At 71.4% G+C, this 14,065-nt stretch carries 12 protein-coding genes; 8 read left to right on the top strand and 4 right to left on the bottom strand.

All coding sequences use genetic code 11. The annotated features are described in order from the left end of the window. Positions 1–28 precede the first annotated feature (28 nt). Positions 29–964, top strand: a complete 936-nt coding sequence (locus AC1DG4_RS13910; RefSeq protein WP_477379710.1) for a sugar kinase — start codon at positions 29–31, stop codon at positions 962–964. Positions 965–994: 30 nt separating this feature from the next. On the opposite strand, the gene AC1DG4_RS13905 is transcribed toward AC1DG4_RS13910, so the two are convergent. From AC1DG4_RS13905 to AC1DG4_RS13895, 3 genes are all read right to left on the bottom strand, one after another. Further along, positions 995–2,092, bottom strand: a complete 1,098-nt coding sequence (locus AC1DG4_RS13905) for an NAD(P)-dependent alcohol dehydrogenase (protein ID WP_477379708.1) — start codon at positions 2,090–2,092, stop codon at positions 995–997. Continuing rightward, positions 2,089–3,585, bottom strand: coding sequence for an aldehyde dehydrogenase family protein (locus AC1DG4_RS13900; RefSeq protein ID WP_477379706.1), 1,497 nt, complete (start codon positions 3,583–3,585; stop codon positions 2,089–2,091). The genes AC1DG4_RS13905 and AC1DG4_RS13900 overlap by 4 nt, the downstream gene beginning before the upstream one ends. A gap of 132 nt (positions 3,586–3,717) precedes the next feature. Continuing rightward, positions 3,718–5,955: an ATP-binding protein gene (locus AC1DG4_RS13895; protein ID WP_477379704.1), complete on the bottom strand. Its 2,238-nt coding sequence runs from the start codon at positions 5,953–5,955 to the stop codon at positions 3,718–3,720. Positions 5,956–6,155: 200 nt separating this feature from the next. Between AC1DG4_RS13895 and AC1DG4_RS13890 the strand changes: the two genes are divergently transcribed. The 5 genes from AC1DG4_RS13890 (at position 6,156) to AC1DG4_RS13870 (ending at position 11,618) form a co-directional block, all read left to right on the top strand. Next, complete coding sequence (locus AC1DG4_RS13890; RefSeq protein WP_477421293.1) at positions 6,156–7,991, top strand: Na+/H+ antiporter; 1,836 nt, start codon at positions 6,156–6,158, stop codon at positions 7,989–7,991. Positions 7,992–8,098: 107 nt separating this feature from the next. Beyond that, positions 8,099–8,773: a DedA family protein gene (locus AC1DG4_RS13885; protein WP_477421292.1), complete on the top strand. Its 675-nt coding sequence runs from the start codon at positions 8,099–8,101 to the stop codon at positions 8,771–8,773. An 81-nt stretch (positions 8,774–8,854) separates the two neighbouring features. Next, entirely contained in the window at positions 8,855–9,763 is a 909-nt protein-coding gene (locus AC1DG4_RS13880; RefSeq protein ID WP_477379698.1) for a MetQ/NlpA family ABC transporter substrate-binding protein, read from the top strand. A gap of 122 nt (positions 9,764–9,885) precedes the next feature. Beyond that, positions 9,886–10,959 (top strand): methionine ABC transporter ATP-binding protein, encoded by a 1,074-nt coding sequence (locus AC1DG4_RS13875; protein WP_477380402.1) that lies wholly within the window; start codon positions 9,886–9,888, stop codon positions 10,957–10,959. Beyond that, positions 10,959–11,618, top strand: coding sequence for a methionine ABC transporter permease (locus tag AC1DG4_RS13870; protein WP_477379696.1), 660 nt, complete (start codon positions 10,959–10,961; stop codon positions 11,616–11,618). Before AC1DG4_RS13875 ends, AC1DG4_RS13870 begins: the two co-directional genes overlap by 1 nt. 13 nt (positions 11,619–11,631) lie before the next feature. On the opposite strand, the gene AC1DG4_RS13865 is transcribed toward AC1DG4_RS13870, so the two are convergent. Continuing rightward, on the bottom strand, positions 11,632–12,573 hold the full coding sequence (locus AC1DG4_RS13865; RefSeq protein WP_477380400.1) for a pseudouridine synthase: 942 nt from the start codon (positions 12,571–12,573) through the stop codon (positions 11,632–11,634). Positions 12,574–12,712: 139 nt separating this feature from the next. Between AC1DG4_RS13865 and AC1DG4_RS13860 the strand changes: the two genes are divergently transcribed. After that, positions 12,713–13,666, top strand: coding sequence for an aldo/keto reductase (locus AC1DG4_RS13860; RefSeq protein WP_477379694.1), 954 nt, complete (start codon positions 12,713–12,715; stop codon positions 13,664–13,666). A gap of 20 nt (positions 13,667–13,686) precedes the next feature. Next, on the top strand, positions 13,687–14,065 hold a 379-nt coding region (locus AC1DG4_RS13855; RefSeq protein ID WP_477421291.1), incomplete at its 3' end, for an alcohol dehydrogenase catalytic domain-containing protein.

The following is a 14,065-nucleotide window of genomic DNA, read 5'->3' as shown; positions in this document are numbered from 1 at the left end:
GCGGTGATCTGTGGGGGAGAATGCCGGAATGGCATCTGCAGACGTTCCCGCGCTCATCGCGATCGGCGAGACCATGGCGTTGGTGACGCCGAGTCGGGCGGAGTCCCTCCTCGACGCGGAGAGCATCCGGCTCCTCGTCGGCGGCGCCGAATCCAACGTCGCGGGGCATGTGGTGGCGCTCGGCGGCGCGGCCGCCTGGGCGAGCGCGCTCGGAGACGACGTGCTCGGGCGTCGGGTGCACCGCCAGCTCGCGGCGCAGGGCATCGACACCCGCTGGGTGTCGTTCGATGAGACAGCGCCCACCGGGGTCTTCTTCAAGGATCCGGGTCGCGGCGTCAGTTACTACCGTGCCGGGTCCGCGGCCTCGCGGATGACCCCTGCATCGATCGCGCCGATTCCGCTCGAGGAGGCGGCGGTCGTGCACGTCTCGGGGATCACCCCTGCGCTCTCGGACGACTGCGCCGCCATGATCGACGCCGTGTTCGAGCGCGTCGCCGCGAGCACCGCGCTGCTCAGCTTCGACGTGAACCACCGCCGCGGGCTGTGGTCGGTCGCCGACGCCGCCCCGGTCCTGCGCGATCTGGCGAACCGCGCGGACATCGTCTTCGTGGGGCGCGACGAGGCGGAGACGCTGTGGGGCTGTCGGACGGCCGAGGATGTGCGCGAGCACCTCCCCGCACCGGCACGGCTGATCGTCAAGGACGGCGATGTCGGCGCCACCGAGTTCTCCGCGCACGGCCGGATCTTCGTGCCCGCGATCCCGACCGAGGTGGTCGAGCCCGTGGGCGCCGGCGACGCCTTCGCCGGCGGCTACCTCGCCGGGCTCCTGCGCGGACGGAGCGTGCAGGAGTGCCTGCAGAGCGGGCATGAGCGCGCGCACCTGGTGCTCCAGTCGACGAGCGACAGCGCTCCTGCCGTGGCGCCGCGCGACGCGGACTCCGTGCACGCCGACGTGGCGCACTGACCCCTCGATCGCCGCGCGGCGCCGTGTTCCTCAGAACACGATCACCGGTTTGACCGTGCGGCCGTGGTGCATGTCCTCGGCGGCCTGCGCGATCTCATCGAGTTCGTAGGCCCGTTCCAGCCGCTCCAGCGGAAGCCGGCCCTCGGCGTGCAGGGCGACGAGCTGCGGGATCAGCTGCTGCGGCCGGGCATCGCCCATCGTGACGCCRCGCAGCACCTTTCCGGTGAGGATCCCCTGGATGTCGACGGCGATCTCGGTTCCGGGCGGCGGCGCCCCGCACACCAGCACCGTGCCGCGGGTCGCCGCGGCGTCCAGCGCGGCCCTGGCGACGCCGGGGTTCCCCGTCGTGTCGAAGCTCAGATCGACGCCGTGCCCCGCGGTGACCTCCGCAAGGCGCGCGGCCACGTCCTCGGCCCCCGCGTCGATGACGTCGGTGGCGCCGAGCTCACGAGCGAGGTCGAGCCGCTCCGTGACGAGGTCGATCGCGATGAGTCGGGCGGGCGTGCGCAGAGACGCCGCGATCAGCCCGGACAGGCCCACCGCACCGGCGCCGTACACGGCGACGATGTGCTCAGGGCCGGGGTCGAGCACGTTCCACATCGATCCGAAGCCGGTGAGCACGCCGCAGCCGAGCGGCGCGAGGGCGGTGAGATCCGCGTCCGATGCGACCTTCACGAGCGAGCGCCGGTCGGCGATGGCATGGGTGCCGAAGGAGGACTGGCCGAAGAAGTGGCCGGCGATGGGCTGCCCGTCGCGGGTGATCGTTCCAGCATCGTCCGCGCGCAGGGCACCGAGCAGGTTCCGCGGCAGCCAGGTCTGGCAGTACGCCGGGTGGTCCCCGGTGCACGCCGCGCAGTCGCCGCAGGAGGTGAAGCTGAGCAGGACCTTGTCGCCCGGTGCGACCTCGGTCACTCCCGGTCCGACGCGCTCGACGATGCCGGCGCCCTCGTGTCCGATGATCCCCGGTGCCGGGAACGGGATCCCGCCGGCGAGGACAGCGAGGTCCGTGTGGCACAGCCCGCTCGCGACGAGACGCACGAGCACCTCTTCGCGGCCGGGGTCGCCGTAGTCGACGTCGGCGACCGTGAATGCGCCCGCATCGAGAACGGCCGCGCGTCCTGCGGTCACCGCTCGTTCTCCGTGCCGAGGCTGATGACGATCGAGTGCGCCCTCTGGTACGAGGCTATGGCCTCCGGACCGCCTTCGCGGCCCCACCCCGAGTCCTTGACACCGCCGAACGGGATCGCGGGGTCGAGGATCGCCCAGCCGTTGACCCAGGTGATGCCGGCCTGCAGGCGGGCGGCGACCCGGTGCGCCCGTGCGAGATCCGAGGTCTGGATGCCGCTGGCCAGCCCGTATCTCGTGCCGTTGGCGAGCGCGACCGCCTCGTCTTCGGTGTCGAACGGCTGCACCGTCAGGACGGGTCCGAAGATCTCCTCGACGACGGCCTCGGCGGCAGGGTCCAGGGCGGCGAGCACCGTGGGCGCATAGTAGAAGCCGCCCTCGAGATCGACCCTCTCGCCGCCCGTGACCACGCGGGCTCCTGCGGCCCGCGCGCGGTCGACGATGCCGGCGACCTTCTCCAGCTGGCTGCGGCTCGCGACGGGGCCGATCACCGTGGCCGGGTCGGAGGTGTCCCCGAACGGGACCTGCGGCACCGCGTCGGCGAGGATGCCGAGCACGGCCTCGTAGATCGGCCGCTCCACGAGGAGCCGGGGTCCCGCCATGCAGAACTGCCCGCTGTTGAACACGAACGCGGAGATGACCGTTCCGATCGCGGTGCTCAGGTCCGCATCGGCGAACAGGATGTTGGCGGCGTTGCCGCCCAGTTCGGCGGTGAACGGCGTGAGGGAGCTCCCGGCGATCGCCGCGGCGTGGGCGCCGACCTCGGTCGAGCCGGTGAAGGCGACCTTGTCCACGCCGGGGTGCCCCACCAGGTGGTCGCCGAGCGTCGATCCGGGACCGGTGACCACGTTGAACACGCCGTCGGGCACGCCGGCCTTCTGCAGGATGTCGGCCACGATCAGGGCGCTCAGCGGGGTGTCGCTCGCCGGCTTGTGCACGATCGTGTTGCCGGCGATCAGGGCGGGCGCGATCTTCGAGCTGGACAGGATCAGCGGGAAGTTGAAGGGCGTGATCGCCGCGACGACGCCGTAGGGCTCCTTCTTCACGTAGGCGTGCGCGTGCGCGGGGATCTCCCTGACCTCACCGTCGAGGTGGTGCCCGAGGGCCGCGTAGTACTCGTACAGCTCGGCGGCGTTGTTGACGTCGACGACCCGCGCGAACGTGATCGGCTTGCCGGCGTTCGCGCTCTCCGCCTGGGCGAGCTCCTCCGCGCGCTCCCGCAGCAGGTCGTGCGCGCGCTGCAGGATGCGGGCGCGCTCGCGGCTGGAGAGCCCCGACCACACGCCGGAGTCGAAGGCGGCGCGGGCCGCTGCGACCGCGTCGTCCACGTCCTGCGTGGTGGCGCGCGAGACATCCGTGAGCTTCCGTCCGGTCGCCGGGGCGAGGACGTCCATCCGGCCGCCGTCGGCCGCCTCGCGCCACGACCCTCCGATGAACAGCCGTCCTGGCGCGAAGGCCGGGTGTGCGGCGACGGGTGCCTCTTCTGCGATCGTCATGATCAGTCCTCTCCTCGTCGAGATCCGGGGCGACGACGGCGTGGAGACCCGGCCGCGAAGCGGCGGAGCACAGGCCGGCGGCGTCGTCCTGGTCAGTCTGCGGGACCGCCCTGCGCCGCGGTATCCGTAGGATTACCGATTCGACCCGGAGGAGGTCGCCTCGTACCACGCCGCGATCTGCGCGCGGGAGGAGACCCCGAGCTTCGCGAAGATGCGCTGCACATGCGTGTCGACGGTGCGGACCGAGAGCACCAGGCGTTCGGCGATCCCACGGTTGCTCAGCCCGGCGTGGACGCCCGCGGCGACCTCGCGCTCTCGGTCGCTCAGAGCCGGAGTCCGCGGCGCGCCGTCCCCCTCGAAGGACGCCGCCTCCGCGGGGGAGAGGCGCTCTCCGAGGGCGGCGAGGCGCTCGGAGGCGCGATGTCCGAGACGGAAGCGCACGATCTCGACGCAGCGGTCGTGGTGGGCCGTCATCTGCGGGCCGTGCACTTCGATGCCGGATCCGATCCGCCGCCAGCGGCTCCGGGCGGCGCCCAGCAGCACGGCAGAGCGCTCGGTGGGCGAGCGCGCGGCGTCGATCCAGGCGAGCAGCTCCAGCACCAGGCAGTCGCCTGCCGGATCGTCGATCCCGGTGTCGACGGCCAGCGCCTCCTTCGCGATGCTCTCGGCATCGTCGAGCGATCCGTCGGTGAACGAGGCCAGAGCTCGCGCCCAGAGGGCGAGCGAACGCATCCAGCGCTCTCCGATCGTGGCCGCGTGGCGCTCCGCGGAGGCGGCGGGAAGCGCGGCGTCGGGCAGCCCCAGGTGGCTCATCGCGGTCGTCAGCTGGAACTGCGCGAGCATCGACTCCTCGGGGACGCCCGCCTCGACGGCGAGACGGATCGAGTGCGTGAACTCCTCGCGCGCCTGCGCCGGATCGCCCGAGAAGAGGGCGAGCGTGCCGTTCCAGCGATGGCGCTCGATCTCGGTCCGTGACCGGAGCGCCGCGGGCACGGACGCCGACAGGACGGCCGCCTCGTCCAGACGGATCCGCGCCTCTGCGAGGTCTCCCTGCAGCAGGCACAGCCAGGTCGCCGTGAGCAGAGCCGGTACGCGCAGGGCGGGAGTCGCATCGGCCAACGGGAGCAGCCGGGCCGCCCATCCGCGCCCTTCGAGCAGGTACCCGCCGACGCCCCAGTGGTAGCGGAGGTCGGTGAAGAGGCCGAGCGCGGCCGCGGTGTCGAGCGCCGCCGCCGCACGCAGTGCGGCCTGCAATTCCGCGCGATCCGTGCGCAGCGCCGTGACGATCTCGGCCTGCCGCGGTCCGTACCAGTGCCGGTTCGCCTCGGCGGCGACCTGGCCGTAGTGCGCGAGATGGCGACGGACGAGTGCCGGCTTCCGTCCCGACTCCTCGGCGAGCTCCCGTCCGTAGCCGCGGATCGTCTCCAGCAGGCGGAACCTGCCGGCGTCGCGATCGGCCTCCACGAGGGACTGCGCCACCAGCTCGTCGAGCAGATCGAGGGCGGTCTCCTCCGATTCGCCCGCCACCGCCGCCGCGGCGGCCAGGTCGAAGGGCCCCGCGAACGTGCTGACCGCGGCCCACAGCGCCCGCTGCGGCGGGGAGCAGAGATCATGGCTCCAATCGACGACCGCGCGGAGCGTGCGCTGGCGGGCGACCGAGGATCGGGAGGATCCGCGCAGCAGCGTGAAGCGCGACGACAGCCGGGCGGCGAGATCGACGGGGGAGAGCGTGCGCAGCCTGCTCGCCGCGAGCTCGATCGCGAGGGGAAGGCCGTCCAGGGTGCGGCAGATCTCCACCGCGATCGGGATGTCCGCGGGCCGGAGCGCGAACGAGGCGTCCGCTGCGCCGGCGCGTGCGGTGAGCAGCGCGACGGCCTCTGAAACGTCTCCCGCCGCGGCCTCCACCTCCAGCGGCGGCACCGCGAAGACGTTCTCCCCATCCAGCTCCAGGCGTCGTCTGCTGGTCGCCACGATGCGCAGCCCTGGCACCGCGTCGAGCAGTTCGTCGACCAGCGCGGCCACGGCGTCGACCAGATGTTCGCAGTTGTCCAGTACGAGCAGAGCCGGCGTCTCGCCGAGCACGTCGACGGCGAACTCGAGGGGATCGCGGACGGTCTGCTCGCCCAGCGGGAGCGCGCGGGCCACCGCGAGCGGGAGCCGCCGCGGATCCTGGATGCCGTCGAGAGGGACGAACCAGATGGGATCGCCGGTGGCGTCGGCGTGGGCGTTCGCCGCGCGGATCGCCAGGCGCGTCTTGCCGGCGCCGCCGACGCCGGTGAGCGTGACGAGGCGGGCGCCGCGCAGCAGCGCGGACAGAGCGTCGAGCTCTCGTCCTCGCCCCACGAACGCGCTGCGCGGTTCCCTGATCATGCCGTCCCCATCGTGGCTGGGATTATTGCACGGAGTGCCGGAAGGCGGCTCGCGGTGCTCCGGATCTGCCTCGCGGTGCCCCGGATCTGGGGACATCGATGGCCATGGAGCGCCAGCCGGGAATACCGTGGTCTTACGCGGTGCTGTGCTCTGGGCGGATGGCACTCGCGGTCCGCATGCGAGACGAGAGGAGGCCACGCATGGAAGGTCTCGAAGTCACCGTCCTGCTGGGGCTCACGATCCTCACGGGCGCCCTGCTCGCACCGCGGCTCCGGCTCGCGCTGCCGCTCGTGCTCGTCATCATCGGCCTCGCGCTGGGATTCGTGCCGGCCCTCCGCGAGATCCAGCTGCCGCCGGAGACGGTGCTGCTGCTGTTCCTGCCGGTCATGCTGTTCTGGGAGAGCCTGACGACGTCGCTGCGCGCGATCCGCCGCGACTTCCGTTACATCCTGCCGATGAGCACGCTGCTCGTCGTGGTCTCCGCGTTCGCCGTCGCCGGCATCGGGCTGTTCTTCGGGCTGCCGTGGGAGACCGCGCTGATCCTCGGCGCGGCGGTCGCGCCGCCCGACGCGACCGCGGTCGCAGCCCTCGGCCGGTTGCTGCCGCGGCGCATGTTCATGAAGCTCAAGGCCGAGAGCCTCACCAACGACGGCACCGCCCTCGTGCTGTACGCGATCGGGATCTCGCTCGCGGTCGGCGGGCACATCACCCCGCTGAGCGTGACCTGGTCCGTCATCGTCTCCTATCTCGGCGGCATCGCGGCCGGCGTGGCCGTCGCGGCCCTCGCGTTCCTGCTGCTGCGTGCGGTCTCCTCGACGATCGTGATCAACACGGCGCTGCTCCTGGTCCCGTTCGTCGCGTTCCTCGTCGCGGAGCTCATCACCGCATCGGGCGTTCTCGCGGTCGTCGTCGCCGGCGTGATCATCGCGTACGTGTCGCCCACCGTGACCACGGCGCAGTCCCGACGGCAGGCGGAGTCGGCCTGGCCGTTCGGGGTGTTCCTGCTCAACGGCGCGCTGTTCGTGCTGATCGGACTCGAGGTGCAGTRCGTCGTGCACCAGATCTCGGCCGGCGCGATCGGGCGTCTCGTGCTCGTCACGCTCGCGGTCTGGGTCGCGCTGCTGGTCGTGCGCTACCTGTTCCAGCTGCTCAGCGTGCCGTTCTACCAGCGCACGGGGCCGCGCCCGCCCCGCGGCGTCAGGGCGCGCTCGCGCGTGCTGAGCACGTTCGCGGGCATGCGCGGGGCGGTGTCGCTCGCGATCGCGCTGTCGGTTCCCGCGGGCGCTGTCGCGGGGGGAGCGCTGGACGGCCGCGACGAGATCGTGTTCGTCACGGCCGGCGTCATCCTGCTGAGTCTGCTCGTGCAGGGCACGCTGTTGCCCGCGATCGTCCGCTGGGCGCGGATCCCCGCCGACCAGGGCGAGGTCGAGGAGTATGAGCTCGCCGAGCGCACGATCTCGGGGGCGGCGCTCTCCGCGCTCGACGACCTCGCCGTGCGGCACGAGGTCAGCGACGACGTGCGTGACCGGATCCGGTTCGAGGGCTACCAGATGCTCGAGTACGCCAACGCGCGCACTCTCGCCCGGGAGCAGGCTCTCGTCGACGCCGAGGTCAAGGCGCTCGACGAGATGCTCGGCCAGCCCGACCCGCTCGCCGCGGGGACCGAGCCGGAGGAGGTCGCCTCGGGATCCGAGGGAACCTCATCCGAAGGCATCGGATCCGACGGCATCGGCGGCCAGCCGATCGACGCCGACGAGCAGGGCAGCGCGAGCGGATCCGCCCCGCGCCGCACGCTCATCGAGGGAGCGACCCTGCAGATGATCGCGACCTCGGAGGACGTCGACCTCCTGCAGCGGTCCCCGCTGGTACGCCACGAGGAGTTCACGCGGCTCAAGCTCGCGCTCCTGGACCGCAAGCGCGAGGTGCTGCTGGGCCTGCGCCGTTCCGGCACGGTCGACGACCTCGTCGTGCGCCGGATCTCCGCGCGGCTCGACCTCGAGCAGCTCCGTCTGCAGGGACTCGAGGACTTCGACTGACCCGGACGTGCAGCTCGCTCCGGGTCGTACTCCCGTAGTACGACCTGGAGCGAGGATCACTCTGCAGAGGGACGCGACCGGATCCCGCCGCGACCTACCGTGAGGTCATGGCCGACCTCCTGAGCTCGTTCCTCCTCACCCCGTGGGCGCCGATCCTGGTCCTGCTGTTCTGCTTCCTGGACGGATTCTTCCCGCCGGTGCCGAGCGAGASGGTGGTCGTCGGCGCCCTGTCGCTGGCCTTCGCGACCGGGGAGGCAGCGTTTCCGACGGCGCTCCTGGTGCTGCTCGCCGCCGGCGTGGGCGCGGCGGCCGGAGACAGCGCGGCGTACGCGATCGGCCGTCGCGTGGGCACAGAGCGGTGGACCTGGATGCGGCGTCCTCGCGTGCGCACCGCTTTCGAATGGGCGGGGGAGCGTCTCGCCGCCCGCCCGGCCGTGTACCTGCTCGTCGCGCGGTACATCCCGGTCGGACGCGTCGCCGTCAACATGACCGCGGGGGCGACCAGGCTGCCGTACCGCCGATTCCTGCCGCTGTCGATCGTCGCGGCCGTCTGCTGGGTCGCGCTCAGCGCGGTGATCGCGTCCGTCGCCTCCGCCTGGCTCGGGCATTCGCCCCTGCTCGCGGCGCTGGTCGGTGTCGTGCTGTCGATCGTGGTCGGCGTGCTGATCGATCTCGGGGCGCGGCTCGTCCGTCGCGCGCGCGGGACGCGTGCGGCCGCGCAGGCTCCCGACTCCGAGGTCGACCACGAGCTCGTGACCGCGGGTGCCGCCGCGGAGCTGTGACGCCGTGTGACGGGCCGATTCGGACGGCGCTCGGCGCCGCTCGTAGCGTGGTCGAGTCCCCCAAGAGAGGAACTCACAGCCATGTCCCGCACGCTCACCACCGCGCTCGCCGCCGCCACCGCGGCCGCCGCGCTCGTCATCTCCCTCGTCGGCTGCTCGTCCGCAGCGGGCACCGGATCCGCCCCGACCTCCGAGTCCAAGACCGTCAAGGTCGGCGTCGTCGGCAAGAGCGACCCGCAGTGGCCCGCCTTCGTCGCGGCCGCCAAGAAGGAGGGCATCACCGTCGAGCTGGTGGACTTCGGTTCCTACGAACAGCCGAACCCCGCGCTGACCGAGGGCGAGATCGACCTCAATCAGTTCCAGCACATCGTGTACCTCGCGCAGTACAACGTCGCCTCGGGCAAGGATCTGCAGCCGATCGGATCCACCGCGATCTATCCGCTCGGCCTGTACTCGAAGAAGTACAAGAGCGTGAAGGACATCCCCGCCGGTGAGACGGTCGCGGTGCCCGACGACGCCTCCAACCAGGCGCGCGGCCTGCTTGTGCTGCAGTCCGCCGGCCTCATCGCGCTCAAGAGCGGCGGATCGATCTTCTCCGACCTCGCCGACGTCGACACCGCGAAGTCGAAGGTCAAGGTCACGGCGCTCGAGGCCGCGCTGATCCCGACGTCGTTGCCGGACGTGGCCGCCGCAATCATCAACAACGACTTCGTCAAGGACGCGGGTCTCACGTTCAAGGACGCGATCGCGCAGGACGACCCGAAGGATCCCAATGCGCTGCCGTACGTGAACATCTTCGCGGCCCCGGCCAAGGAGAAGGACAACGCCACGTACAAGAAGCTCGTCGAGATCTTCCAGACCGACAAGGCCGTGCAGGCGGGCCTGGCCAAGGCCTCGGGCGACACCGGCGTGCCGCTGACGGTCGACTCGGCCGAGCTGCAGAAGACCCTCACCAAGGTCGAGGGTGACGTCAAGACCCACAAGGGCTGAGCCCTGGGCGTACGGCGACGGATGCGAACCCGCCGCCTGCCAGAGAATCGGGCGACGCGCACCAGCGTCGCCCGATTCCGCGTCATCGGAGATCCGTGACGCAGAACCGAACCGGAGAACCCATGCCGATCGTGAGCCTGCAGGGCGTCACCAAGACCTATCCGCCCACCGCGCGCGACGGTGCGCCCGTGATCGCGGTCGACGACGTGTCCCTCGATATCGCCCAGGGCGACGTCTTCGGGATCATCGGATACTCCGGGGCGGGCAAGTCCACGCTGGTGCGGCTGATCAACGCGCTGGAGCCGACCACGAGCGGTCGCCTGGTCGTGGACGGCGTCGACCTCACCACGCTCACCGAGCGCGAGCTGCGTCGCGTGCGCAGCGGCATCGGCATGATCTTCCAGCAGTTCAACCTGTTCTCCGCGAAGACGGTCAGGGCGAACATCGCCTACCCGCTCACGCTCGCGGGCTGGACGAAGGCCGACATCGAGGCGCGGGTGACGGAGCTGCTCGCGTTCGTCGGGCTGTCCGACAAGGCCAAGGCGTTCCCCGAGCAGCTGTCGGGCGGCCAGAAGCAGCGCGTCGGCATCGCGCGCGCGCTCGCCACCCGGCCCGCCATCCTGCTCGCCGATGAGGCCACCAGCGCCCTCGACCCGCAGACCACGCACGAGGTGCTCGAGCTGCTCGCCCGCGTGAACCGGGAGCAGGGCGTGACGATCGTCGTCATCACGCACGAGATGGACGTGATCCAGACGCTCGCCACCCGGGTCGCCGTGATGGAGCAGGGACGCGTCGTCGAGCAGGGCGAGGTGTTCGAAGTGTTCTCGAACCCCCGCAACCCCGCGTCCCAGCGCTTCGTCGGCACCGTCATCAAGGGCATCCCCACTCCCGTGGAGCAGGCGTCGCTGGGCGCGCGCCACGAGGGCCGGCTCGTCACCTTCTCGTTCCGCGACGGCGACTCCTCGCAGGCGCAGGTGTTCCTGGATCTCGCCGAGGCCGGCCTCGCGTTCGAGCTCGTCTACGGCGGGATCAACGACATCCGCGGCCGCGCGTTCGGGCATCTCACCCTCGCGATCCGCGGTGCCGACGCGGCGATCGACGCCGCGCTCCGGAAGATCCGGGCGCACGCGACCGTGACCGAGATCGGATCCCGGGCACCCGCGGGGACGACCACGACCGACGGGGAGGTGCGCTGATGGATCGCCTGATCGAACTGCTCCCGGACTTCTGGCAGGCGGCGCTCGAGACGCTGTACATGACCACGTTCGCACTCGCGATGGCGGGCGTGATCGGCACGATCATCGGCATCGGCCTGTACGTCACCCGTCCCGGTGGTCTGTTGCCGAACCGTCCGGCGAGCATCGTCATCTCGTTCCTGGTGAACTTCTTCCGGCCGATCCCGTTCGTGATCTTCATCGCCGTGCTGCAGCCGTTCACGCGGATTGTGATCGGCACGGGCATCGGCATCAACGCGGGCGCTTTCGCGATCGGCGTCGCCGCGTCGTTCGCGATCGGCCGCATCGTCGAACAGCACCTCGTCTCGGTGTCGCCGGGCGTGATCGAGGCCGCGCGGTCGATGGGCGCGGGCCCCTGGCGGATCCTCCTCACGGTCGCGATGCCGGAGGCGCTCGGACCGCTGATCCTCGGCTACACGTTCGTCGTCGTGGCGCTCATCGACATGACCGCGATGGCGGGACTGGTCGGCGGCGGAGGCCTGGGCGCGTTCGCCCAGGTCTACGGCTTCCGCCAGTTCGAGCCGGTCGTGATGTGGGCGGCGATCATCCTGATCGTCGTGTTCGTGCACCTCGTGCAGACCTTCGGCACCTGGCTCGCCCGGCGCATCATGCGGCGCTGAGGCTGGTCGGGCGTCACTCCGGGGCCGGCGCCTCCTGCAGGGACCGTCTGGTGCGGAACTCGCGGGGGGCGCCGGTCAGCGGATCCGTGAAGCGCAGCTCGCGGGCGAGCAGCTGCAGCGGGTGGGCGAAGTCGTCGGGCTGTTCGGGCAGGAGCTCGGGATAGAAGGCGTCGTTGAGGATCCCGGCGCCGAGCTCGGCGAGGTGCACGCGCAGCTGGTGCATGCGTCCGGTGTGCGGGCGTAGCAGCGTGTGCAGCACCCGGTCATCGAAACCAAGGAGCTCGACGAGCGTCTCCGCGTTCGGCGCGCGATCCGGATCCACGCGCACGCAGAGGTTCCCACGCAGCTTCTCGATGTGGTTGCGATGCACGAGCGGGAGCGCGGATCCGCCGAGCGCGGGCGTCCGCGGATCCCAGTCCTCCGGCAGCAGCGACACGGCCTCGTAGACCTTCTCGACCCGGCGGTTCTCGAACAGCAGCTGGTACGCGCCGCGGGTGGCGGGCCGCGTCGAGAACATCAGCAGGCCCGCCGTCGCGCGGTCGAGGCGGTGGATGGGCGTGAGCTCTGGGATGTCGAGCGCGTTGCGCAGCCGCACCAGCGCCGAGTTCTGCAGGAACTTGCCGCCGGGGGTCGTCGGCAGGAAATGCGGTTTGTCGACGACGACGAGATCCGCGTCCTGGTGCAGGATCTCGACGTCGAAGGGGATCTGCTTCTCGACCGGACGCTCCCGGTAGTACCAGATGAAATCGTGCACCCCGAGCGGCGTCTCACGGGTGAGCGCGGTGCCGTCGATCGCGACGATCTCGCCGCGGTCGAAGCGGTCCAGCAGGTACTCGGGATCGAGGTGGAAGAAGCGCTCGGCCATGAAAGCGCCGACGGTCGGCCACGGCCCCGCGTCGGGCACGCGCAGGCGGGTGGCGCCGACGCCGTCGCGCACGGGCAGGGGAGAGCGCATCGCCATTCGGCCCAGCCTAGTTCTCGCCGCGGCATGCCACGTGCGGCGGCAGCGGTCCGGTGTGAGGCGCGGAGGCCGCGCACGGAGTCTTTGGGAGTAACAGGGAAATAGTCGCCGCGGGTGCGTGGTTGCGACGAGTATGACTCGCATCGGATCCAGTGACCTCTCCGTCTTCCCCCTCTCGCTCGGCGGCAACGTATTCGGCTGGACGGCCGATCGCGATGCGTCCTTCGCCGTCCTCGACGCGTTCGTGGCGGGCGGCGGAAACTTCATCGACACGGCCGACGGCTACAGCGCCTGGGTGGCGGGCAACAGCGGCGGCGAGAGCGAGAGGATCATCGGCGAGTGGCTCGCCTCGCGTCGCCCGGAGGGCGTCGTGGTCGCGACGAAGGTGAGCCAGCATCCGCAATTCCTCGGCCTGTCGGCGGCGAACGTCCGTCGCGCGGCGGAGGCATCCCTCGAGCGGCTCGGCGTGGACGCGATCGACCTGTACTACGCGCACTTCGACGACGCCGACGTGCCGCTCGAGGAGACCGTCGCAGCCTTCGGCCAGCTCGTCGCCGACGGCCTGGTCCGCAACATCGCGGTGTCGAACTACTCGGCCGAACGGATCCGCGCATGGGTCGAGATCGCCCGATCCACGGGCGTCGCGCTCCCGGTGGCCGTGCAGCCGCACTACAACCTCGTTCACCGCAACGAGGTGGAGGAGACGATCATCCCTGTCGCGACCGAGTTCGGGCTGAGCCTCGTGCCGTACTACGCGCTCGCGAGCGGTTTCCTCACGGGCAAGTACCGCTCGACGGATGCGACGGGGCAGGGCTCGCCGCGTGCCGCCGGCGCGGCGAAGTACGCCACGGAGCAGGGCCTGCGCATCATCGACGCCCTCGAGGAGATCGGCGACGCGCACGGCGCCTCGATCACGGCGACCGCGCTGGCCTGGCTGCGCGCCCAGCCGGCGGTCGTGGCCCCGATCGCCAGCGCACGCACGGCGGACCAGGTGCCGGACCTGCTCGCCGGCGGCCGCCTCGAACTCGCCGCCGACGAGGTCGCGCGCCTCAGCGCGGTCTCCGAATGGACGCCGGCACGGGCGTGACGGTCAACGGAGCGGACCTCATGCGTGCCGTCACATACTCCGCCGCCGGCGCGGCGGCGGACGTCATCACGATCGGCGAGGTCGAGGCTCCGGTCGCCGGTGCGGGGGAGGTGCTCGTCCGCGTCGCGGCGGTCGGACTCAATCCGGTGGACGTCAAGATCCGCGCCGCGGGGCACGATTTCGGCGCCATCCGGTACTCGGACCGCCCCGGTTGGGACGTCGCGGGGACGGTGGCCGCTGTCGGACCCGGAGTCACGGGCTGGGCGGAGGGCGATGCGGTGTTCGGACTCGCCCGGTTCCCCGAGGCCGCGCACACCCTCGCCGAGTTCGCCGTCGTGCCCGCCGCGGACCTCGCCGCGGCGCCCCGCGCGTGGAGCCCCGCTCAGGCGGGCGCGGCGC

The organism is Microbacterium sp. 05N427 (assembly GCF_056397105.1).
The sequence above is the reverse complement of the archived record's forward strand: the minus strand, read 5'-3'. Positions and strand labels throughout refer to the sequence as shown.

What these genes read in the sequence shown, in the direction of transcription:
- AC1DG4_RS13910 (WP_477379710.1), top strand. Translation starts at nt 29, where the DNA reads ATGGCATCTGCAGACGTTCCCGCGCTCATCGCGATCGGCGAGACCATG.
- AC1DG4_RS13900 (WP_477379706.1), bottom strand. Translation starts at nt 3,585, where the DNA reads ATGACGATCGCAGAAGAGGCACCCGTCGCCGCACACCCGGCCTTCGCG.
- AC1DG4_RS13895 (WP_477379704.1), bottom strand. Translation starts at nt 5,955, where the DNA reads ATGATCAGGGAACCGCGCAGCGCGTTCGTGGGGCGAGGACGAGAGCTC.
- AC1DG4_RS13880 (WP_477379698.1), top strand. Translation starts at nt 8,855, where the DNA reads ATGTCCCGCACGCTCACCACCGCGCTCGCCGCCGCCACCGCGGCCGCC.
- AC1DG4_RS13875 (WP_477380402.1), top strand. Translation starts at nt 9,886, where the DNA reads ATGCCGATCGTGAGCCTGCAGGGCGTCACCAAGACCTATCCGCCCACC.
- AC1DG4_RS13870 (WP_477379696.1), top strand. Translation starts at nt 10,959, where the DNA reads ATGGATCGCCTGATCGAACTGCTCCCGGACTTCTGGCAGGCGGCGCTC.
- AC1DG4_RS13865 (WP_477380400.1), bottom strand. Translation starts at nt 12,573, where the DNA reads ATGCGCTCTCCCCTGCCCGTGCGCGACGGCGTCGGCGCCACCCGCCTG.
- AC1DG4_RS13860 (WP_477379694.1), top strand. Translation starts at nt 12,713, where the DNA reads ATGACTCGCATCGGATCCAGTGACCTCTCCGTCTTCCCCCTCTCGCTC.